General features: G+C 59.9%; 18 protein-coding genes. 1 reads left to right on the top strand and 17 read right to left on the bottom strand.

The annotated features are described in order from the left end of the window. Positions 1–2: 2 nt before the first annotated feature. Both fghA and ACXR0M_RS05315 read right to left on the bottom strand, forming a co-directional pair. Entirely contained in the window at positions 3–848 is an 846-nt protein-coding gene (gene fghA / locus ACXR0M_RS05320) for an S-formylglutathione hydrolase (RefSeq protein ID WP_458830585.1), read from the bottom strand. A 96-nt stretch (positions 849–944) separates the two neighbouring features. Continuing rightward, positions 945–2,057 carry an S-(hydroxymethyl)glutathione dehydrogenase/class III alcohol dehydrogenase gene (locus ACXR0M_RS05315; RefSeq protein ID WP_458830583.1) on the bottom strand — a complete coding sequence of 371 codons (1,113 nt, stop codon included), beginning with the start codon at positions 2,055–2,057 and terminating at the stop codon, positions 945–947. A 116-nt stretch (positions 2,058–2,173) separates the two neighbouring features. Between ACXR0M_RS05315 and ACXR0M_RS05310 the strand changes: the two genes are divergently transcribed. After that, positions 2,174–3,070, top strand: coding sequence for a LysR substrate-binding domain-containing protein (locus ACXR0M_RS05310; protein ID WP_250603115.1), 897 nt, complete (start codon positions 2,174–2,176; stop codon positions 3,068–3,070). 129 nt (positions 3,071–3,199) lie between these two features. Here the strand turns inward: ACXR0M_RS05310 and ispD are convergent, their stop codons facing one another. From ispD to bamA, 15 genes are all read right to left on the bottom strand, one after another. After that, entirely contained in the window at positions 3,200–3,907 is a 708-nt protein-coding gene (ispD, locus tag ACXR0M_RS05305) for a 2-C-methyl-D-erythritol 4-phosphate cytidylyltransferase (protein ID WP_458830580.1), read from the bottom strand. Continuing rightward, entirely contained in the window at positions 3,904–4,182 is a 279-nt protein-coding gene (gene ftsB / locus ACXR0M_RS05300; RefSeq protein ID WP_458830578.1) for a cell division protein FtsB, read from the bottom strand. Before ftsB ends, ispD begins: the two co-directional genes overlap by 4 nt. 169 nt (positions 4,183–4,351) lie before the next feature. Beyond that, entirely contained in the window at positions 4,352–5,641 is a 1,290-nt protein-coding gene (gene eno, locus ACXR0M_RS05295) for a phosphopyruvate hydratase (protein ID WP_003222156.1), read from the bottom strand. A gap of 156 nt (positions 5,642–5,797) precedes the next feature. Beyond that, positions 5,798–6,643, bottom strand: coding sequence for a 3-deoxy-8-phosphooctulonate synthase (kdsA, locus tag ACXR0M_RS05290; protein WP_007954807.1), 846 nt, complete (start codon positions 6,641–6,643; stop codon positions 5,798–5,800). Between the two features lie 6 nt (positions 6,644–6,649). Beyond that, positions 6,650–8,281 (bottom strand): CTP synthase, encoded by a 1,632-nt coding sequence (locus ACXR0M_RS05285; RefSeq protein WP_003222153.1) that lies wholly within the window; start codon positions 8,279–8,281, stop codon positions 6,650–6,652. A 274-nt stretch (positions 8,282–8,555) separates the two neighbouring features. Then, positions 8,556–9,884, bottom strand: coding sequence for a tRNA lysidine(34) synthetase TilS (gene tilS, locus ACXR0M_RS05280; protein WP_458830575.1), 1,329 nt, complete (start codon positions 9,882–9,884; stop codon positions 8,556–8,558). Between the two features lie 146 nt (positions 9,885–10,030). Beyond that, on the bottom strand, positions 10,031–10,978 hold the full coding sequence (locus ACXR0M_RS05275) for an acetyl-CoA carboxylase carboxyltransferase subunit alpha (protein ID WP_127650700.1): 948 nt from the start codon (positions 10,976–10,978) through the stop codon (positions 10,031–10,033). A 139-nt stretch (positions 10,979–11,117) separates the two neighbouring features. Next, positions 11,118–14,639, bottom strand: coding sequence for a DNA polymerase III subunit alpha (gene dnaE / locus ACXR0M_RS05270; protein WP_458830573.1), 3,522 nt, complete (start codon positions 14,637–14,639; stop codon positions 11,118–11,120). Between the two features lie 76 nt (positions 14,640–14,715). Beyond that, positions 14,716–15,342: a ribonuclease HII gene (gene rnhB / locus ACXR0M_RS05265; protein WP_458830814.1), complete on the bottom strand. Its 627-nt coding sequence runs from the start codon at positions 15,340–15,342 to the stop codon at positions 14,716–14,718. An 8-nt stretch (positions 15,343–15,350) separates the two neighbouring features. Beyond that, positions 15,351–16,481 (bottom strand): lipid-A-disaccharide synthase, encoded by a 1,131-nt coding sequence (lpxB, locus tag ACXR0M_RS05260; protein WP_458830571.1) that lies wholly within the window; start codon positions 16,479–16,481, stop codon positions 15,351–15,353. 2 nt (positions 16,482–16,483) lie between these two features. Further along, entirely contained in the window at positions 16,484–17,260 is a 777-nt protein-coding gene (gene lpxA, locus ACXR0M_RS05255; protein WP_458830569.1) for an acyl-ACP--UDP-N-acetylglucosamine O-acyltransferase, read from the bottom strand. After that, the gene (gene fabZ, locus ACXR0M_RS05250; RefSeq protein WP_458830567.1) at positions 17,257–17,697 is read right to left on the bottom strand and encodes a 3-hydroxyacyl-ACP dehydratase FabZ; all 441 of its coding nucleotides are present in this window, start codon (positions 17,695–17,697) and stop codon (positions 17,257–17,259) included. Before fabZ ends, lpxA begins: the two co-directional genes overlap by 4 nt. Positions 17,698–17,803: 106 nt before the next feature. Next, entirely contained in the window at positions 17,804–18,859 is a 1,056-nt protein-coding gene (lpxD, locus tag ACXR0M_RS05245; protein WP_458830565.1) for a UDP-3-O-(3-hydroxymyristoyl)glucosamine N-acyltransferase, read from the bottom strand. Between the two features lie 3 nt (positions 18,860–18,862). Next, positions 18,863–19,366, bottom strand: coding sequence for an OmpH/Skp family outer membrane protein (locus ACXR0M_RS05240; RefSeq protein WP_003222140.1), 504 nt, complete (start codon positions 19,364–19,366; stop codon positions 18,863–18,865). Positions 19,367–19,411: 45 nt separating this feature from the next. Further along, positions 19,412–21,799, bottom strand: coding sequence for an outer membrane protein assembly factor BamA (gene bamA / locus ACXR0M_RS05235; protein ID WP_458830562.1), 2,388 nt, complete (start codon positions 21,797–21,799; stop codon positions 19,412–19,414). Between the last annotated feature and the right edge of the window lie 38 nt (positions 21,800–21,837).

The raw sequence follows: 21,837 nt of genomic DNA, 5'->3' as shown, positions 1-21,837 counted from the left end.
CATTAGCTCCGAAGGGCTTGTGCGTGATGCTGCAAGTGACCGTCAATGAAGCTTGAGATGAAGAAATAGCTGTGGTCGTAGCCCGGCTGCAGGCGCAACGTCAACGGATGGCCCGCCTGTTTTGCAGCTTGTTGCAGGGCTTCGGGCTTGAGCTGGGTCGCGAGGAAGTCGTCGCGGTCACCCTGATCAACCAGCAATGGCAGCTTTTCATTCGCCTCGGCGATCAACGCACAGGCATCCCATTCACGCCACTTCGAACGGTCTTCGCCCAGGTAACGGGAGAACGCCTTCTGCCCCCACGGGCAATCCATTGGATTGGTGATCGGCGAAAACGCCGACACCGATAGGTAACGCCCCGGATTGCGCAACGCACAGACCAACGCACCGTGGCCGCCCATGGAGTGGCCGCTGATGCTGCGCTTTTCCGACGCCGGGAAATGCGCTTCAACCAGTGAAGGCAATTCCTGCACGACATAATCATGCATCCGATAGTGCCGCGACCAAGGTTCCTGCGTGGCATTCAGATAAAACCCGGCACCGAGACCGAAATCCCAGGCGCCGTCCGGATCACCCGGCACGTCCGGGCCGCGCGGGCTGGTGTCCGGCGCGACGATGATCAACCCCAGCTCGGCCGCCATGCGCATTGCGCCGGCCTTCTGCATGAAGTTCTCGTCGGTGCAGGTCAGCCCCGACAACCAGTACAGCACCGGCAATTTGCCGCCCTGCTCCGCTTGCGGTGGCAGGTACACGGCAAACACCATGTCGCAACCCAGCACCTCGGAGCGATGACGATAGCGCTTGTGCCAACCGCCGAAACTTTTCTGACAGGAGATGTTTTCCAGACTCATGGGATTCTCCCAGCTGCAAGCGGCAAGCTTCGAGCTGCAAGGCCAGGCAAAAGCGCCCTGACTTGCAGCTTGAAGCTTGTAACCTGGAGCTGCTTTTTAGAAATGAATGACCGTGCGGATGCTCTTGCCTTCGTGCATCAGGTCGAACGCCTTGTTGATGTCTTCCAGGCCCATGGTGTGGGTGATGAACGTATCCAGCGGAATCTCACCGCTCTGGGCCATGTCGACGTAGCTTGGCAGTTCGCTGCGACCACGCACGCCGCCGAACGCCGAACCGCGCCAGACGCGACCGGTCACCAGTTGGAACGGACGGGTGGCGATTTCCTGACCGGCTCCGGCCACGCCGATGATCACCGATTCGCCCCACCCCTTGTGGCAGCACTCAAGGGCGGCGCGCATCAGTTGCACGTTGCCGATGCATTCGAAGGAAAAGTCGACGCCGCCATCGGTCATGTCGACGATCACTTCCTGGATCGGGCGATCGAAATCCTTCGGATTGACGCAGTCCGTGGCGCCCAGTTGTTTGGCGATTTCGAACTTGGCCGGGTTGATGTCGATGGCGATGATTCGCGCAGCCTTGGCTTTCACCGCACCAATCACGGCGGACAGACCGATGCCGCCGAGGCCGAAGATTGCCACGGTATCACCCGGCTTGACCTTGGCAGTGTTGATTACCGCACCGATCCCGGTGGTCACGCCGCAACCGAGCAGGCAGACCTTTTCCAGCGGCGCATCCTTGGCGATTTTCGCCACGGAGATTTCCGGCAGCACGGTGTACTCGGAGAAAGTCGAGGTGCCCATGTAGTGGAAAATCGTCTCGCCCTTGTAGGAAAAACGCGAAGTACCGTCCGGCATCAGGCCTTTGCCCTGAGTGGCGCGAATTGCCTGACAGAGGTTGGTCTTGCCCGACTTGCAGAATTTGCACTGGCCGCATTCCGGGGTGTACAGCGGAATCACGTGATCACCGACGGCGACCGAAGTCACGCCTTCGCCGATGGCCTCAACGATCGCCCCACCTTCGTGACCGAGGATCGCCGGGAAGATGCCTTCCGGATCCGCGCCAGACAAAGTGTAGGCGTCTGTGTGGCAGACCCCGGAAGCCACCACGCGCAGCAGCACTTCACCGGCCTTGGGCATGGCGACATCGACTTCTACGATTTCCAGCGGCTTTTTGGCCTCGAAGGCAACGGCGGCGCGCGACTTGATCATGCTGACTCTCCAGTGAATCCATTGAATAAAAAAGCAGACCGGCAGTGTAGTACAGCGCGATCTGATGAATAATCCGGACCAAAGCAAAACATTATTGCCATACAGGGATAATCCCGATGTCCGAAAATCGCTGGGAAGGCATCGACGAGTTCGTCGCGGTTGCCGAATGCAGCCAGTTCACCGCCGCAGCGGAACGCCTTGGGGTGTCTTCCTCACACATCAGTCGACAAATCGTACGGCTGGAAGAGCGTTTGCAGACACGGCTGCTCTATCGCAGTACCCGCCGCGTCACGCTGACGGAAGCCGGGCAGACTTTTCTGCAGCACTGCCAGCGCCTGCAGGACGGTCGCGAAGAAGCCCTGCGCGCGGTCGGTGATCTGACCAGCGAACCCAAAGGCATGCTACGCATGACCTGCGCCGTCGCCTACGGTGAGCGGTTCATCGTGCCGTTGGTGACGCGATTCATGGGCCAATACCCGCAATTGCGCGTCGATATCGAGCTTAGCAATCGCCAACTCGACCTGGTGCATGAAGGCCTGGATCTGGCGATCCGCCTCGGTCGGCTGCAGGACTCGCGACTGGTCGCCACCCGACTGGCGCCACGGCGCATGTACCTTTGCGCGTCACCGTCCTACCTTGAACGGTATGGTCGCCCGCATAGTTTGTCGGAATTGAGTCGGCACAATTGCCTGATCGGCAGCTCGGACCTGTGGCAACTGGAACAGAACGGGCGGGAATTTTCCCAGCGCGTACAGGGAAACTGGCGCTGCAACAGTGGGCAAGCGGTGCTGGATGCGGCGCTGCAAGGGGTCGGGCTGTGTCAGTTGCCGGACTATTACGTGCTTGAGCATTTGCACAGCGGCGCGTTGATTTCATTGCTGGAAGCGCATCAGCCGCCGAATACGGCGGTGTGGGCGTTGTATCCGCAGCAGCGGCATCTGTCGCCGAAGGTGCGCAAGCTGGTGGATTTTTTGAAGGAAGGGTTGGCTGAGCGACCGGAGTATCGGAGCTGAGCTATGCGTCGCTTGAGCTATCGCTTTCGCGAGCAAGCCCGCGCCCACATTTGATCGCAGTTACCTGTCGAACACGGTCAAATGTGGGAGCGGGCTTGCTCGCGAAGGCGGCAGAACAGGCGACGAAAATCAGTGGCGATTAGTCCACCGCTGGCGCAACCACTCCAGATCCTCCGGCCGGGTGACCTTGAGGTTGTCGGCCCGCCCTTCGATCAGTCGCGGCGCCAGACCGGCCCACTCCATTGCGGAAGCTTCGTCAGTGATCACAGCATCTGCCACCAGACTGTCGGCCAGTGCCCGATGCAATGCGCCGAGGCGAAACATCTGCGGCGTATACGCCTGCCAGATCACGCTGCGGTCAACGGTTTCGACTACACGACCGTGCTTGTCGACGCGTTTGAGCGTGTCGCGTGCCGGCACTGCGAGCAACCCGCCCACCGGGTCATTCGCCAGTTCAGTCAGCAGTCTGTCGAGATCGTCACGACTCAGGTTCGGCCGCGCGGCGTCATGCACCAGCACCCAATCCTCATCGTCGGCACCTTGCGCATGCAGATGCAGCAAGGCATTGAGCACCGACCCGGAACGCTCCGAGCCGCCCTCGACCCGCTGAATCCGCGAGTCGCTGGCGCATGCCAGGTTCGGCCAATAAGGATCATCAACAGCAAGACTGACCACCAGGCCCTTGAGGCTCGGGTGATCGAGGAAACAGCCGAGGCTGTGTTCAAGAATTGTGCGCCCGCCCAGTTGCAGATACTGCTTGGGACGGTCCGCGGCCATTCGGGCACCGACGCCCGCGGCAGGAATCACGGCCCAGAAGGCCGGCAGGGGATCGATCATTGCGCCAGCTGGTAAAGGGTTTCACCGTCCTTGACCATGCCGAGCTCATGGCGAGCCCGCTCTTCAACGGTCTCCATACCTTTTTTCAACTCGCTGACTTCAGCGTCCATCACCCGGTTGCGCTCCAGCAGGGCTTCGTTCTCGGCGTGCTGATCAGCAATCTGCTGCTTCAGCTCGGCGACTTGCGCCAGACTGCCATTGCCCACCCACAGGCGGTACTGCAGACCGGCCAGCAGCAAGAGCAAAACGAGAAATAACCAGTAAGGACTGCGCATCGAATATCAGGTATCCAGTGAAAAAAGACAGCCACGCCAACTTTGAAACGTCTGATAGCACGAAGCCTGGAAGATCCAGGCTTGTGCATGTAAGGCATCAGATTAGTGGCAAATCCATCGCTGTCACGACTTTTCCGACACAATCCGGTGTCCTTCCATCAGTTTGTACTTAACCGCGGAACTCGGAGCGACCGTTGTACTTGGCTTTGCCATTCAACTGCTCTTCGATACGCAGCAGTTGGTTGTACTTGGAAACGCGGTCGGAACGGCACAGCGAACCGGTCTTGATCTGGCCAGCCGAAGTGCCCACGGCCAGGTCGGCGATGGTCGAATCTTCGGTTTCGCCCGAACGGTGCGAAATCACCGCGGTGTAACCGGCAGCCTTGGCCATCTGGATGGCTTCCAGGGTTTCGGTCAGGGTGCCGATCTGGTTGAACTTGATCAGGATCGAGTTGGCGATCTTTTTATCGATGCCTTCTTTCAGGATCTTGGTGTTGGTCACGAACAGGTCGTCGCCGACCAGTTGGGTCTTCTCGCCGATCTTGTCGGTGAGGATCTTCCAGCCAGCCCAGTCGGACTCGTCCAGACCGTCTTCGATCGAGATGATCGGATAACGTTCGGTCAGGCCTTTCAGATAATCGGCGAAACCTTCAGCAGTGAACACCTGACCTTCGCCGGACAGGTTGTACTTGCCGTCTTCGTAGAATTCGCTCGCTGCGCAGTCCAGCGCCAGGGTCACGTCGGTGCCCAGTTTGTAACCGGCGTTGGCCACGGCTTCGGAAATCACTTTCAGCGCGTCTTCGTTGGACGCCAGGTTCGGTGCGAAACCGCCTTCGTCGCCAACCGCAGTGCTCAGGCCACGGGCCTTCAGCACGGCTTTGAGGTGATGGAAAATCTCGGTGCCCATGCGCAGACCTTCCGAGAAAGTCTTGGCGCCAACCGGCTGCACCATGAATTCCTGGATGTCGACGTTGTTATCGGCGTGTTCGCCACCGTTGATGATGTTCATCATCGGTACCGGCATCGAGTAAACACCCGGGGTGCCGTTGAGGTTGGCGATGTGTGCGTACAGTGGCAGGTCCTGATCCTGAGCAGCTGCCTTGGCCGCAGCCAGGGACACGGCGAGGATGGCGTTGGCGCCCAGGGTTGCCTTGTTTTCGGTACCGTCGAGCTTGATCATCGCGTGATCCAGGGCTTTCTGGTCGCTTGGGTCGGTGCCCAGCAGCAGATCGCGGATCGGACCGTTGATGTTGGCTACCGCCTTGAGCACACCTTTGCCCAGGTAACGGCTCTTGTCGCCATCACGCAGCTCGAGCGCTTCACGCGAGCCAGTGGATGCACCGGACGGCGCGCAGGCGCTGCCGATGATGCCGTTGTCGAGAAGCACGTCCGCTTCCACGGTGGGATTGCCACGGGAGTCGAGAACTTCACGACCTTTGATGTCGACGATTTTTGCCATTGTTGTAAACACTCCAAAGTTGACGAAAACGACGCAGCTAGAGGAAATCTTTTTACCGTCGGCAAGTGGTGTGCAGCGGGCAGCTTGCAGACGACAACGCACATGCCCGAGGGCATGTGCGACAAATCGTGCGGTACTTTACCGGAGAAATGAGCGTTACGCGGTTTCTACCGTCGGAAAACTCTTCACCAGTTCGTCCAGAGCTTTGAGCTGGGCCAGGAATGGCTCCAGTTTGTCCAGACGCAAGGCACAAGGGCCGTCGCATTTGGCGTTGTCCGGGTCCGGATGCGCTTCGAGGAACAGACCAGCCAGCGACTGGCTCATGCCCGCCTTGGCCAGATCGGTGACCTGTGCACGACGACCGCCGGCGGAGTCGGAACGACCGCCAGGCATTTGCAGCGAATGGGTCACGTCGAAGAATACCGGGTACTCGAACTGCTTCATGATGCCGAAGCCGAGCATGTCCACCACGAGGTTGTTGTAGCCGAAGCTCGAACCGCGCTCGCAGAGGATCAGTTGATCGTTACCCGCTTCCACGCACTTGTTCAGGATGTGTTTCATCTCCTGAGGCGCGAGGAACTGGGCTTTCTTGATGTTGATTACAGCGTTGGTTTTAGCCATCGCGACGACCAGATCGGTCTGGCGCGACAGGAAGGCCGGCAGCTGGATGATGTCGCAGACTTCAGCGACGACCGCGGCCTGGTCAGGCTCGTGGACGTCGGTGATGATCGGCACGCCGAAGGCCTGTTTGATGTCCTGGAAGATGCGCATGCCCTCTTCCAGGCCAGGACCGCGATAGGAGGTCACGGAAGATCGGTTGGCCTTGTCGAAACTGGCCTTGAACACGTAAGGGATACCGAGTTTCTCGGTGACCTTAACGTACTCTTCGCAAACCTGCATGGCCATGTCGCGGCTTTCCAGCACGTTCATGCCGCCGAACAGCACCATGGGTTTGTCGTTGGCAATCTCGATGTCGCCAACGCGGATGATCTTCTGTGCCATCGGGGATTACGCCTTCTTCTGGTGTTGTGCCAACGCTGCCTTGACGAAACCGCTGAACAGCGGGTGACCGTCACGTGGCGTCGAGGTGAACTCAGGGTGGAACTGGCAAGCGACGAACCATGGATGATCCGGGGCTTCGACCACTTCAACCAGCGCTGCGTCAGCGGAGCGACCGGAGATTTTCAGGCCGGCTTCGATGATTTGTGGCAGCAGGTTGTTGTTCACTTCGTAGCGGTGACGGTGACGCTCGACAATCACGTCCTTGCCGTAGCAATCGTGCACTTTGGAGCCGGCTTCGAGCAGGCATTCCTGAGCGCCGAGGCGCATGGTGCCGCCCAGATCGGACGCTTCGGTACGCACTTCAACCGCGCCTGTGGCGTCTTCCCACTCAGTGATCAGACCGACGACCGGATGGCCGCTGGCACGATCGAACTCGGTGGAGTTGGCGTCTTTCCAGCCCAGCACGTTACGGGCGAATTCGATAACCGCCACTTGCATGCCGAGGCAGATACCCAGGTACGGAACCTTGTTTTCGCGAGCGTACTGAACGGCAGTGATCTTGCCTTCAACGCCACGCAGACCGAAGCCGCCCGGTACCAGAATCGCGTCGACACCTTCGAGCAGCGCGGTGCCCTGGTTCTCGATGTCTTCGGAATCGATGTAGCGTAGGTTGACCTTGGTACGGTTGGTGATGCCGGCATGACTCATCGCTTCGATCAGCGACTTGTAGGCGTCCAGCAGCTCCATGTACTTGCCGACCATCGCGATGGTCACTTCGTGCTCCGGATTGAGCTTGGCATCGACGACCTTTTCCCACTCGGACAGGTCGGCGCCGTTGCATTGCAGGCCGAAACGCTCGACGACGAAATCGTCCAGACCCTGCGCGTGCAGCACGGCCGGAATCTTGTAGATGGTGTCGACGTCTTCCAGGGAGATCACCGCACGCTCTTCAACGTTGGTGAACAGTGCGATCTTGCGACGCGACGAGACATCCACCGGATGGTCGGAGCGGCAGATCAGCACGTCTGGCTGCAGGCCGATCGAACGCAGCTCTTTCACCGAGTGCTGGGTTGGCTTGGTCTTGGTTTCGCCCGCGGTGGCGATGTACGGAACCAGCGTCAGGTGCATCAGCATCGCGCGTTTGGAACCGACTTCCACACGCAGTTGACGGATGGCTTCGAGGAACGGTTGCGACTCGATGTCGCCCACGGTACCGCCGATTTCCACCAGGGCCACGTCAGCGTCGCCGGCACCCTTGATGATGCGGCGCTTGATTTCGTCGGTGATGTGCGGAATCACCTGGATGGTTGCACCCAGGTAGTCACCACGGCGTTCCTTGCGCAGCACGTGTTCGTAGACACGGCCGGTGGTGAAGTTGTTGTTCTGGGTCATGGTCGTGCGGATGAACCGCTCGTAGTGGCCCAGGTCCAGGTCGGTCTCGGCGCCGTCGTGGGTGACGAATACTTCACCGTGCTGGAACGGGCTCATGGTGCCCGGGTCGACGTTGATGTACGGATCCAGCTTAAGCATGGTGACCTTAAGCCCCCGCGCCTCCAGGATGGCCGCCAATGAAGCCGAGGCAATGCCTTTCCCCAATGAAGAAACAACACCGCCCGTGACGAATATGTAGCGCGTCATGAAAAACCCTAGAAGTCTGCGTTAAAGCGGTCAGTGCCGCCGGGGAAAGCGAAGGAAGGCCGAAGCCCCCGATCACCTGCATTAATCACAGTGCACCTTTCAAAAAAACCGCCGCGTTGGGACAGACCGGAAGTGAAAACACCGGTACGTTGCTCGCTACACATTTTTTGGAATCGCCCAGCAAAGACTGCTTGGTAATCGGCAACTCCTGCAATTCAGGCGAATCCACAGAAGTTGTATCAAGAAGGGAGCGTAGTCTACCGGAATGCCCCTTTCATCTCAAACCTTGATCTTCGTCCGTTGGCTGCCAATGCAATTTCCAGCCGTCCGGCCCACTGCCGTCAAGGCCCGGCAGGTTCGCCACCGCTAGCAATTCGGCGCCGCGAAACAGCAGCGGCAATCTGCCACGGACGAAGGCCGGTACCGCGCGTTCATTGAGCAGACGTTTGAGATCGCGATGTCCGCGATCCGCCAGTTGCATCACTTCGCCGCCCTGCCGATAGCCAATTCGCAACGGCCCGACGGGAGTCTGCCCGCTGAACATGACACGGCCGTTATTGGCCAAGCGTAGCGGTTGCGACGGGGCATGCCACTCGACGCCCGGCGCTGGCGCCTGCAGCCAGTCGCCGCTCAACCACCACACCCGCCCGGCGCTGCGCTGCAGCTCGCCATCGGCCAGACGCCAGACCGGCGACGCATCGTTGCCAGCCTCGCACAGGCTGGTCCAACCCGACCAATGGTCAGTGTCCGGCAGCCGGGTCAGGGGCTGCAGCCAATGGCTGAGCGCGTTGCGCTGACGAGCGGCAGACAGTGCCGCCAGCGGCGCCAGTTCCAGCGACGGTACGCCGAGCCATTGAAACTCGTTCGGCGTGGCAGCTTGTGCCAGATCGATCTGCGCCAGCTCATCGAGCAGACCTTGCGCTTCGCGCAGATGCGCCGCGCTGCGGGCCATGCTCGCCTGGGCCTGCGGCCAGCGTTCGGTCAATCGCGGCAGCACCTGATGACGCAGGAAATTGCGCGAGAACTGCCGATCCTGGTTCGACGGATCTTCGATCCAGCGCAACTGATGCCCGCGGGCGTACGCTTCCAGTTCGGCGCGCGTGACCTCGAGCAAGGGCCGCAGCAACGTGCCCTGCCCCAGCGAGCGCTGCGCCGGCATCGCCGAAAGCCCGCGAACGCCGGCACCGCGCATCAGGCGAAACAGCAAGGTCTCGGCCTGATCATCGCGGTGTTGCCCGGTCAACAGCACGTCACCGTTCCCGGTCAACGAGGTGAACGCCGCATACCGCGCTTCCCGCGCTGCCCTTTCCAGACTGGCGCCGGACGGTACTTTCACGCGCATCACTTGCAATGGAATACCCAGCGCATCACACACCGACTGACAGTGCTGCGGCCACGCATCAGCCGCAGCCTGGAGACCATGATGGATATGAATGGCACTCAGCGCCGGCAGAGAATGGTGTTGCGCGAGATCAGTAAGCAGATGCAGGAGAACGGTGGAATCGAGGCCACCGGAGAAGGCGATACGCCAATGAGCGGCATTGCGCCAAGGCTCAAGGTGCAGTAATAGCCGGGAAGGCAAATCAATCGAGAGCTGACTCATTTTTCACCTTCACCGAAAACCAATGTGGGAGCGGGCTTGCTCGCGAAAGCGGTTTAACATTCAACGTTTTCGTTGTCTGTCATAACGCCTTCGCGAGCAAGCTCGCTCCCACAGTGTTTTGCACTATCAGCCGAATCGGCGTTCGATCAGAGGCCGTAGCTCATCAGACGATCGTAACGGCGCTTGAGCAGCGCTTCGTTGTCGAACTTCTTCAGCATCGCCAGTTGCGAGCTCAGCTCGGCACGGATCGAGGCAGCGGCAGCGGCTGGATCACGGTGGGCGCCGCCCAGTGGTTCGCCGATCACCTTGTCAACGATGCCCAGGCCTTTCAGGCGCTCGGCGGTGATGCCCATCGCTTCGGCAGCGTCCGGCGCCTTTTCGGCGGTCTTCCACAGAATCGAAGCACAACCTTCCGGCGAGATCACCGCGTAGGTCGAGTATTGCAGCATGTTCAACTGGTCGCAGACGCCGATGGCCAGTGCGCCGCCGGAACCGCCTTCGCCGATCACAGTGGCGATGATCGGGGTTTTCAGGCGCGACATGACACGCAGGTTCCAGGCAATCGCTTCGCTCTGGTTACGCTCTTCGGCGTCGATGCCCGGGTAGGCACCCGGGGTGTCGATGAAGGTCAGGATCGGCATCTTGAAACGCTCGGCCATCTCCATCAGACGGCAGGCCTTGCGGTAGCCTTCCGGACGCGGCATGCCGAAGTTGCGGCGAACCTTTTCGCGCACTTCACGGCCTTTCTGGTGACCGATCACCATTACTGGCTGGTCTTCCAGACGAGCCACGCCGCCAACAATGGCCGCGTCGTCGGAGAAGTGACGGTCACCGTGCAGTTCGTCAAACTCGGTGAAGATGTGCTCGATGTAGTCCAGGGTGTACGGGCGTTTCGGGTGACGCGCCAGGCGAGCGATCTGCCAGCTGGTCAGCTTGCCGAAGATGTCTTCGGTCAGCGTGCGGCTCTTGTCCTGCAGGCGGGAGATCTCATCGCCGATATTCAGCGAATTGTCATTACCGACCAAGCGCAACTCTTCGATCTTGGCTTGCAGGTCGGCGATCGGCTGTTCGAAATCTAGAAAATTCGGGTTCATAGGCGTCCGTCTTGGGTCGTGTCCCAATTGAGCTTGGGCCGGCCGGTTGTCTATTCGCGCCCTACCTTAAGGGAGAGGCGCGCTGAGGTCGAGATTAAAAATTCAGGTTGTGCACAAGCGCAATGATGGCACTTGCCGGTCAACGGTATTGGAGGAAGACGTTGTCTCGCCCGAACTGGTCACGCAGGGCTTGAATCAAGGCATCCGCCGGGTCGATCCGCCAGGTCTCGCCGAACTGCAGCAAGGTCTTCGCATCCGGGCTGGTGTACTCCATCGTGATCGGGCACGCGCCGCGATGACGCTTGAGCAGTTCACCCAACCAGCGTAGCTGATCGCCCTTCAAGTCCTGAGTCTGCAGCTTCAGACGCAGACTTTCGGCCAGGTTGGTGCGCGCATCTTCCATGCTCATCACCCGCTTGACTCGCAGGCGCAGGCCGCCGGAGAAATCGTCGTTGCTGACTTCGCCTTCGACCACCACCATCGCATCGGTCTGCAACAACGACTGCGCCGAGTGGAACGCCTCGGCAAACAGCGACGCTTCGATCCGCCCCGAGCGGTCGTCGAGGGTGATGAAGCCCATCTTGTCGCCCTTCTTGTTCTTCATCACCCGCAGGGCAATGATCATTCCCGCCACAGTCTGGGTATCGCGCGCCGGCTTCAGGTCGACGATGCGTTGCCGGGCGAAACGGCGGATCTCGCCTTCGTATTCGTCAATCGGGTGACCGGTCAGGTACAGGCCCAGGGTGTCTTTCTCACCCTTGAGGCGCTCCTTGAGGGTCAGCTCCTTGGCCTTGCGGTGGCTGGCATAAACGTCGGCATCTTCTTCGACGAATAACCCGCCAAACAGATCGGCGTGGCCACTGTCGCGGGTACGTGCGGTCTGTTCGGCGGACTTGATCGCCTCTTCCATCGCAGCCAGCAGCACCGCGCGGTTGCGGTCGATGTTGGCCTGATAAGCCTTCTGCTCGTCGTGGAAGTGCGGACCGAGGCGATCCAGCGCACCACTGCGGATCAGACCGTCCAGCGTGCGCTTGTTGATACGTTTGAGATCGACCCGGGCGCAGAAATCGAACAGGTCCTTGAACGGACCGTTCTGACGCGCCTCGGTGATCGCTTCCACCGGGCCTTCGCCGACGCCCTTGATCGCGCCGAGGCCATAGACGATGCGGCCTTCGTCGTTCACCGTGAACTTGAACTCCGAGGTGTTCACGTCCGGCGCATCGAGGCGCAGCTTCATGGTGCGCACTTCCTCGATCAAGGTCACGACCTTGTCGGTGTTGTGCATATCCGCCGACAGTACCGCGGCCATGAACGGCGCCGGGTAGTGGGCTTTCAGCCAGGCGGTCTGGTACGACACCAGGCCGTAGGCGGCGGAGTGGGATTTGTTGAAGCCGTAACCGGCGAATTTCTCTACCAGGTCGAAAATGTTACCGGCGAGGTCGGCGTCAATATTGTTGGTCGCGCAACCCTCAATGAAACCACCGCGCTGCTTGGCCATTTCCTCGGGTTTCTTCTTACCCATGGCGCGACGCAGCATGTCCGCACCGCCGAGGGTGTAACCGGCCATCACCTGAGCGATCTGCATCACCTGTTCCTGATACAGGATGATGCCGTACGTCGGCGCCAGGACTGGCTTGAGGCCTTCGTACTGGTAGTCCGAGTGCGGGTACGCCAGTTCGGCGCGACCGTGCTTACGGTTGATGAAGTCGTCCACCATGCCGGACTGCAGCGGGCCCGGACGGAACAGCGCCACCAGTGCGATCAAGTCTTCCAGGCAGTCGGGCTTGAGCTTTTTGATCAGCTCTTTCATGCCGCGCGATTCAAGCTGGAACACCGCGGTGGTTTCGGCTTTCTGCAGCAGGCTGTAGGTCGGTTTGTCGTCGAGCGGGATAAACGCGATGTCCAGCGGCTCTTCGCCGACCTTGGCACGGTCGCGGTTAATCGTTTTCAACGCCCAGTCAATAATCGTCAGGGTCCGCAGGCCGAGGAAGTCGAACTTCACCAGACCGGCCGCCTCCACGTCGTCCTTGTCGAACTGGGTGACCAGACCGTCGCCGGCCTCATCGCAATAGATCGGCGAAAAGTCGGTCAGCTTGGTCGGGGCGATTACCACGCCACCGGCGTGCTTGCCGACGTTACGCACCACGCCTTCGAGCTTGCGCGCCATCTCCCAGATTTCCGCCGCCTCTTCATCGACCTTGATGAAGTCCCGCAGAATTTCTTCCTGTTCGTAGGCTTTTTCCAGGGTCATGCCGACTTCGAACGGAATCATCTTCGACAGACGATCCGCCAGGCCGAACGACTTGCCCTGGGCCCGCGCCACGTCGCGCACCACAGCCTTCGCCGCCATGGAACCGAAGGTGATGATCTGGCTGACCGCGTTGCGCCCGTATTTCTCGGCCACGTAGTCGATCACCCGGTCACGACCATCCATGCAGAAGTCGACGTCGAAGTCGGGCATCGAAACCCGTTCCGGGTTAAGGAAACGTTCGAACAGCAGGTCGTATTCCAGCGGATCGAGGTCGGTGATCTTCTGCACGTAAGCCACCAGCGAGCCGGCACCCGACCCCCGGCCCGGACCTACCGGCACGCCGTTGTTCTTGGCCCACTGGATAAAGTCCATCACGATCAGGAAGTAACCGGGGAAACCCATCTGGATGATGATATCCAGCTCGAAATTCAACCGATCAACGTAGACCTGGCGCTTGGCTTCGTAGTCTTCGGTGGTGTCCTTGGGCAGCAGCACCGCGAGGCGCTCTTCGAGACCGTCGAAAGACACTTTGCGGAAGTATTCGTCGATGGTCATGCCATCGGGAATCGGGAAGTTGGGCAGGAAGTGCGTACCCAACTTCACTTCAATGTTGCAGCGTTTGGCAATCTCGACGGTGTTTTCGATGGCGTCGGGAATGTCGCTGAACAGCTCGGCCATTTCCTCGGCGCTTTTCAGGTATTGCTGGTCGCTGTAATTCTTCGAACGGCGCGGATCGTCGAGGGCGCGGCCTTCGCCGATGCACACGCGGGTTTCGTGGGCGGCGAAGTCTTCCTGCTTGATGAAACGCACATCGTTGGTCGCGACCAGTGGCGCGCCGAGCTTGTCGGCCAGGGCCACGGCGCCGTGCAGTTGCTCTTCATCGTTGGGACGATTGGTGCGCTGGATCTCCAGATAGAAACGATCCGGGAACACCGCCATCCAGTCCCGCGCCAGCGCTTCGGCTTCGGCCGGGTTACCGCCGATCAGCGCCATGCCGATCTCGCCCTCTTTGGCGGCGGACAGCATGATCAGGCCTTCGTTGGCCTCGGCGACCCATTCACGCTCGACAATGACCATGCCGTTGCGCTGGCCTTCGATGAAGCCGCGCGAGATCAACTCGGTGAGATTGCGATAGCCCTTGGCGTTCATCACCAGCAGGCTGATCCGGCTCAGCGGTGCGTCCGGATCCTTGTTCGACAGCCACAGGTCGGCGCCGCAGATCGGCTTGATGCCAGCGCCCATGGCGTTTTTATAGAATTTGACCAGGGAACACATGTTGTTCTGATCGGTGACCGCCACGGCCGGCATGTTCATGCCGGTCAGCGCCTTGACCAGTGGCTTGATCCGCACCAGCCCGTCGACCAGGGAGTATTCAGTGTGCAGGCGTAGATGAACGAATGAAGCCGGCATAGTGATCCTGTCCAGTTACATAGAGACAACAAGGCCCGGATTGTACCGGGCCTCGAACAAAACATCAGCCTTGCGCCTAAACCTGCGTCAGGCTTTCCAGCGCCTCGTAAGCCTGGCGAACCGGAGCGAACGAGCGCCGGTGAATCGGCGTCGGCCCGAGCCGCGCCAAGGCTTCCAGATGAACGGGCGTCGGGTAGCCTTTGTGGCCGCCGATGCCATAGCCCGGGTAGATCAATTCAAACGCGGCCATTTCCCGGTCGCGGCTGACTTTGGCCAGAATCGACGCGGCCGCGATGGCCGGCACCTTGCCGTCGCCCTGCACCACCGCTTCGGCGCGCATCGGCAGCTGTGGGCAGCGGTTGCCGTCGATCATCGCCAGTTTCGGCTGCACGTGCAGCCCGGCCACCGCGCGCTGCATAGCGAGCATGGTCGCGTGCAGGATGTTCAACTGATCGATTTCCTCGACCTCGGCGCGAGCGATGCACCAGCTCAGGGACTTCTCGATGATCTCGTCGTAGAGCTTCTCGCGTTTGGCCTCGGTGAGCTTCTTCGAATCGTTGAGACCGAGGATCGGCCGGTTCGGATCGAGGATCACCGCCGCCGTCACCACCGCCCCGCACAAGGGGCCGCGACCGACTTCATCGACACCGGCGACCAGTTCGTCGACTTCGGCGACCAGGGTGAAATCCAGGCCCATCTGCAGCGTCTTGCTCATTGTTTCTGACCGATCAGGTTGAGGACGGCATCCGCCGCCTGATTGGAAGCATCTCGCCGCAACGTGCGGTGAATCTCGTCGAAGCCACGGGTCTGCTCCTCGCCGCCATCGATCAGCGGCGCCAGAGTCTGGGCCAGCGCCTCGACTGTCGCATCATCCTGCAATAATTCCGGCACCAACAAACGCTGGGCCAGCAGGTTTGGCAGCGACACGTAAGGGCTCTTGACCATGCGTTTGAGAATCCAGAACGTCAGCGGCGCCAGGCGATAGGCAACCACCATCGGCCGCTTGTACAGCAACGCTTCAAGCGTGGCGGTGCCGGAGGCGATCAATACCGCGTTGCAGGCTGCCAGGGCCAGATGCGATTTGCCGTCAAGCAAGGTTACCGGCAAGTCACGCCCCGCGAGCAGCTCTTCGAGCTGAACGCGACGCTCGGCATTGGCGCACGGAATCACGAAGCGCAGCTCCGGACGCATGACTCGCAGGCGCTCGGCCGTATCGAGGAACAACGCGCCCAGACGTCCGACTTCGCCGCCACGACTGCCCGGCATCAGGGCCACCAGCGGACCGTCGGGCAAGCCCAGCTCGGCACGCGCTGCGGCACGATCAGCCTCAAGCGGAATGGTATCGGCCAGGGTGTGACCGACAAACCGTACCGGCACGCCCTTCTCTTCGTAGAATTTTGCTTCGAACGGCAACAGCGTCAGCATCAGGTCGCAACCTTCGCGAATCTTCAGCACACGCTTCTGCCGCCACGCCCACACCGACGGGCTGACGTAGTGCACGGTCTTGATCCCGGCCTGCCGCAGCTTGAGTTCGATATTGAGGGTGAAATCCGGGGCATCAATGCCGATGAACACGTCCGGCTTCTCGGCGATCAAGGTGGCGACCAGCTCCTTGCGGCGCTTGAGCAATTCGCGCAACCGCCCGAGCACTTCCACCAGTCCCATGACCGACAGGCGCTCCATGGGGAAGTAGGACGTCAGCCCTTCGGCCTGCATCAATGGTCCGCCGACGCCGATGAACTCGACCGCCGGGTGTTGCGCCTTGAGCGCACGCATCAGGCCGGCGCCCAAGATATCACCGGAAGCTTCGCCCGCCACCAGCGCAATACGCAGATTGGCCATGATCAGCGGGTGATGCCGCGAGTCGACGACTGGATCGAGTCACGGAACACCGCGACTTCCGGGAACTGCGCAGAAGGCTCGACCAGTTCGGCCAGCGCCTGTTCCACGGTCAATCCCTGGCGATACACGGTTTTGTAGGCGCGGCGCAGAGCGTGGATGGCGTCCTCGCTGAAACCACGACGGCGCATGCCTTCGAAGTTCATGCTGCGCGCTTCGGCCGGATTGCCGAACACGGTCACGAACGCCGGGACGTCCTTGCCGATGGCAGTGCCCATGCCGGAAAAGCTGTGTGCACCGATGTGGCAATACTGATGAACCAGGGTGAAACCGGACAGAATCGCCCAATCGTCAACGTGGACATGCCCGGCCAACGCGGTGTTGTTGACCAGAATGCAGTGGTTGCCGATGACGCTGTCATGCCCGATGTGGGCATAGGCCATGATCAGGTTGTGATCGCCCAGCGTGGTTTCCGAACGGTCCTGCACGGTGCCACGGTGAATCGTCACGCCTTCGCGAATAACGTTGTGGTCACCGATGACCAGGCGGGTTTCTTCGCCTTTGTACTTCAGATCAGGCGTATCTTCGCCTACCGAGGAAAACTGGTAGATGCGATTGTGCTTGCCGATTCGGGTCGGGCCTTTGAGGACCACGTGTGGTCCGATCACGGTACCCTCGCCGATTTCCACACCTGCGCCGACGATCGACCACGGGCCGACCTCGACGCCGTCAGCCAGAACGGCCGACGGATCGATGATTGCGCGAGGGTCAATCAAACTCATAGCTTGCGTTCCGCACAGATGATTTCAGCCGAGCATACTGGCTTGCCATCGACCGAAGCCTGGCACTCGAATTTCCAGATCTGACGTTTACAGCTCAGAAACTTGGCTTCCAGGATCAACTGGTCGCCCGGCAGCACTGGCTGGCGGAAACGCAGCTTGTCGGAACCGACGAAGTAGTAAAGCGTGCCATCGGCGGGCTTCACATCAAGCATTTTGAAACCGAGGATCCCGGCAGCCTGGGCCATCGCTTCGATGATCAGCACGCCCGGCATGATTGGGTGCGCCGGGAAGTGACCGTTGAAGAACGGCTCATTGATGCTGACATTCTTGTAGGCGCGAATGCGCTTGGCCTCGGTGTCCAGGTCCACTACCCGGTCCACCAGCAGGAACGGGTAACGGTGAGGCAGGTATTCGCGAATCTCGTTGATGTCCATCATTTCGGGGGGAAGCCTATGTAAAGATTGGGAGCGCGACTGAGGCGCACTCCTCTAGCAAATCAAGGAGGCAGTCCAGAGGCTGTGCACACTTGATATGGAAATGGTATCAGCCTTCAGATGAAGCATTGCCGCCGGGGGTCACTTCCCCCACGCGCTTTTCCAGCTGCTTCAAACGTCGCGCGAGGTCATCGAGCTGACGGATGCGTGCCGCGCTTTTTCGCCATTCGGCTGCTGGTTGCATGGCTGTGCCGGAAGAGTAGGCGCCCGGTTCGGTAATCGAATGGGTCACCATGGTCATCCCGGTCAGGAAAACGTTGTCGCAAATATCGATATGCCCCACCAGACCCACGCCGCCGGCCAGCATGCAGTGCTTGCCAATCTTGGTGCTGCCGGAGATGCCGACGCACGCGGCCATGGCGGTGTGATCGCCGACCTGAACGTTGTGGGCGATCTGGATCTGATTGTCGAGCTTCACGCCGTTGCCGATCACGGTATCGGCCAGCGCACCGCGGTCGATGGCGGTGTTAACGCCGATCTCCACATCGTCACCGATAGTCACGCCGCCAATCTGCGCGATCTTCTGCCAGACACCTTTCTCGTTGGCGAAGCCGAAGCCCTCACCGCCGAGCACGGCGCCGGACTGAATCACCACACGCTTGCCGATGCGCACGTCGTGATACAGGGTCACGCGCGGAGCGAGCCAGCCGCCTTCACCGATTTCACTGCGAGCACCAATGACGCAATGTGCGCCGAGGGTGACCTGCGCGCCGATGCGCGCGCCTGCTTCGATCACCACGAACGGACCGATGCTGGCGCTTGGATCAACCACTGCATCCGGCGCAATCACCGCAGTGGGATGAACCCCTGCAGTAGCTTTTGGCTTGGGATCGAACAGGTGCGAGATGCGTGCGTAAGCCAGGTAAGGATCCGGCACCACCAGCGCGTTACCGGCAAAACCGTCGGCATCAGCTTCCTTGAGCAATAGCGCAGCCGCCTGGGACGTTGCCAGGTATTTGCGATATTGAGGATTTGCCAGAAAGCTCAACTGAGCTGGGCCAGCCTCCTGCAAGGTGGCTAGCCCAGTAATTTGTATCTCGGAGTCGCCACGCAGGGTGGCGCCGAGGAACTCGGCCAACTGGCCGAGCTTGATGGTCGCGGTCATGGGTTACTTCAGCTGATTCATGCGCTCGATCACCTGGCGCGTGATGTCGTACTGAGGTTTGACATCGATTACTGCGCCACGCTCGAACACCAGGTCAAAACCACCTTTCTTGATGACTTCTTCCACTGCGCTGTCCAGTTTCGGCTTCAGTTGCTTGAGCATTTCGCGGTCGGCAACAGCCTTGGCTTCGTTCAGCTCCTTGGACTGGAACTGGAAGTCACGGGCCTTTTGCTTGAATTCAAGCTCCAGACGCTCACGCTCGCCCTGCTGCATCTTGTCGCCACCGGCCATCAGACGGTCCTGAATGCCCTTGGCACTGCTTTCCAGGGTCTTCAGTTTGGTCAGTTGCGGACCGAACTTCTTCTCGGCGTCCACGGCGTATTTCTTCGCCGCGTCAGATTCCAGCAGTGCCATCTGATAGTTCAGAACGGCGATTTTCATGTCGGCGAACGCCGGGCCTGCCACCAGTACGGAGGCCAGGAGAACCAATTGAGTCAACTTACGCACGATGCACTCCTACAAAATCCATTGTCGTTGTCTTGGGACAGACGCTTAGAACGTCTGGCCGAGGGAGAATTGGAACACCTGAGTTTCAGCGTTATCCGGTTTCTTGATCGGTGTGGCCAACGCGAAGCTCAAAGGCCCCAGTGCGGTTACCCAGGTCACGCCAACACCAACGGAACTTGCCATGTTGCTCAGGCTGATGTCGTTGCACTGAGTGTTGGCCTTTGTACCATCGGCGTTGGTGGTCGACTTGCAAGTCGAGTCGAACACGTTACCGACATCCCAGAATACCGAGGTACGCAGGGAGCGCTGATCTTTCACGAACGGCAGCGGGAACAGGACTTCAACACCACCCTGGATCAATACGTTGCCACCAAACGGCAGCGGATCCTGATCCGGGTCGGCAATGGTACCGGCGTTACCGGTGATCGCCTGGCCACGGCTCGGCGTACTGCGAGGGCCGAGGGTACTGTCCTTGAAGCCACGTACCGAGTTGAAACCACCAGCATAGTAGTTTTCATAGAACGGCAAGCCGTCGGTCGAACCATAACCGTCGCCATAACCCAGCTCGGTGTGCAGACGCAGGGTGTAGTTCTCGGTGATCGGCTGGAACAACTGACCACGGTAGTCGAGTTTGTAGAATGACAGGTCGCTGCCCGGAATGGTGGTTTCCAGAGTCAGGCTCTGGGAACGGCCACGGGTCGGCAATACGCCCTTGTTCAGGGTCGACTCGGACCAGCCGGCCGAGGCCTTGAAGTTCAGGTAGTTGTCGCCTTCCTTGTTAACGAAGTCGAAGATCTCGTCAACGGTGTACTGACCGGTCTTGATCTTGTCCTGCTGAGCGGACAGACCGAAGGTCAGACGCGAAGTCTCGCTGATCGGGTAACCAACGTTGACGCCGGCACCCAGGCTGTCTACCGCATAGCTCGCTACGTCGACGTCGAGGTCTTTGTAGTCGGTGGTGCGATAGAACGCGTTGTAACCCAGGCTCACGCCATCGGCGGTCCAGTACGGGTCAACGTAGCCGAAGTTGTAGCGGCTCTGGTATTCGCTGCGGGTCAGACCGACGCTGACACGGTTACCGGTACCCAGGAAGTTGTTCTGGGTAATCGAGCCACCGAGGATCAGACCGGCACTCTGGGCAAAACCGACGCTGGCGGTGATCGAACCGGACGCCTGTTCTTCAACGGCGTAGTTCACGTCCACCTGATCGTCGACACCCGGAACGGCTGGCGTTTCAACGTTCACTTCTTTAAAGAAGCCCAGACGCTCAAGACGGGTCTTGGACTGGTCGATCAGGTAGGTCGAAGCCCAGCCACCTTCCATCTGACGCATTTCACGACGCAGCACTTCGTCTTCGGACTTGGTGTTGCCACGGAAATTGATGCGGTTGACATAGGCACGCTTGCCCGGATCGACAGCGAACAGGATGTCCACGGTGTGATCGTCGTCATGCGGCTGAGGAACACCGTTGACGTTGGCGAAGGTGTAGCCCTCGTTACCCAGGCGGCGGGTGATCAGTTCGGAGGTGGTGGTCATCAGCTTGCGCGAGAACACCTGGCCTTTCTGCACCAGCAGCAGGGACTTGATCTGGTCTTCAGGAACTTTCAGGTCACCGCTGAGCTTGACGTCACGGACGGTGTACTTCTCGCCTTCGGTGATGTTGACCGTGATGTAGACGTGCTTCTTGTCCGGGGTGATCGACACCTGGGTCGAAGCGATGTCCATGTTGATGTAACCACGGTCCAGGTAGTAGGAACGCAGACGCTCCAGGTCACCGGACAGTTTTTCACGGGCGTACTTGTCGTCGTTCTTGAAGAACGACAGCCAGTTGGTGGTTTTCAGTTCGAACAGGTCGATCAGGTCGTCGTCAGGGAAGACCGTGTTGCCCACCACGTTGATGTGCTGGATCGCGGCCACGGTGCCTTCGTTGATCTTCACTTTCAGCGCAACGCGGTTACGCGGTTGCGATACCACTTCGGTATCGACCGTCGCCGAGTAACGGCCCTGGGCAACGTATTGGCGTTGCAGCTCGTTACGCACACCTTCGAGGGTGGCGCGCTGGAAGATTTCACCTTCGGACAGACCGGACTGCTTGAGGCCTTTCATCAGGTCTTCGGTGGAGATTGCCTTGTTGCCTTCGATCTCGATGCTGGCGACGGACGGACGTTCGACGACCGTGATCACCAGAACGTTGCCTTCGCGGCCCAGCTGGATATCTTGAAAGAAACCGGTTTTGAACAACGCACGAGTGGATTCCACCAGGCGACGATCATCCGCCTGCTCGCCGACGTTCAACGGCAAGGCACCAAACACGCTACCCGCGGAGACCCGCTGGAGGCCGTTGACGCGAATATCAGAGATAGTGAAGGACTCGGCGTGAACTTCGGCGATCATCAATACGGTGAGAACCGCAGTTAGCAGCAGACGTTTCATGAAGTCCTTTCTTATTCCAACTGGCAATAAACAAACTG

This window comes from Pseudomonas sp. Eth.TT006 (assembly GCF_054456575.1).
The sequence above is the reverse complement of the archived record's forward strand: the minus strand, read 5'-3'. Positions and strand labels throughout refer to the sequence as shown.

Bases quoted from the DNA above. Each gene is read 5' to 3' on its own strand.
- bamA (WP_458830562.1), bottom strand. From the start codon at position 21,799: ATGAAACGTCTGCTGCTAACTGCGGTTCTCACCGTATTGATGATCGCC.
- lpxD (WP_458830565.1), bottom strand. From the start codon at position 18,859: ATGACCGCGACCATCAAGCTCGGCCAGTTGGCCGAGTTCCTCGGCGCC.
- fabZ (WP_458830567.1), bottom strand. From the start codon at position 17,697: ATGATGGACATCAACGAGATTCGCGAATACCTGCCTCACCGTTACCCG.
- ispD (WP_458830580.1), bottom strand. From the start codon at position 3,907: ATGATCGATCCCCTGCCGGCCTTCTGGGCCGTGATTCCTGCCGCGGGC.
- eno (WP_003222156.1), bottom strand. From the start codon at position 5,641: ATGGCAAAAATCGTCGACATCAAAGGTCGTGAAGTTCTCGACTCCCGT.
- lpxA (WP_458830569.1), bottom strand. From the start codon at position 17,260: ATGAGTTTGATTGACCCTCGCGCAATCATCGATCCGTCGGCCGTTCTG.
- ACXR0M_RS05310 (WP_250603115.1), top strand. From the start codon at position 2,174: ATGTCCGAAAATCGCTGGGAAGGCATCGACGAGTTCGTCGCGGTTGCC.
- tilS (WP_458830575.1), bottom strand. From the start codon at position 9,884: ATGAGTCAGCTCTCGATTGATTTGCCTTCCCGGCTATTACTGCACCTT.
- ftsB (WP_458830578.1), bottom strand. From the start codon at position 4,182: ATGCGCAGTCCTTACTGGTTATTTCTCGTTTTGCTCTTGCTGCTGGCC.
- lpxB (WP_458830571.1), bottom strand. From the start codon at position 16,481: ATGGCCAATCTGCGTATTGCGCTGGTGGCGGGCGAAGCTTCCGGTGAT.
- ACXR0M_RS05315 (WP_458830583.1), bottom strand. From the start codon at position 2,057: ATGATCAAGTCGCGCGCCGCCGTTGCCTTCGAGGCCAAAAAGCCGCTG.
- dnaE (WP_458830573.1), bottom strand. From the start codon at position 14,639: ATGCCGGCTTCATTCGTTCATCTACGCCTGCACACTGAATACTCCCTG.
- fghA (WP_458830585.1), bottom strand. From the start codon at position 848: ATGAGTCTGGAAAACATCTCCTGTCAGAAAAGTTTCGGCGGTTGGCAC.
- ACXR0M_RS05285 (WP_003222153.1), bottom strand. From the start codon at position 8,281: ATGACGCGCTACATATTCGTCACGGGCGGTGTTGTTTCTTCATTGGGG.
- ACXR0M_RS05275 (WP_127650700.1), bottom strand. From the start codon at position 10,978: ATGAACCCGAATTTTCTAGATTTCGAACAGCCGATCGCCGACCTGCAA.
- kdsA (WP_007954807.1), bottom strand. From the start codon at position 6,643: ATGGCACAGAAGATCATCCGCGTTGGCGACATCGAGATTGCCAACGAC.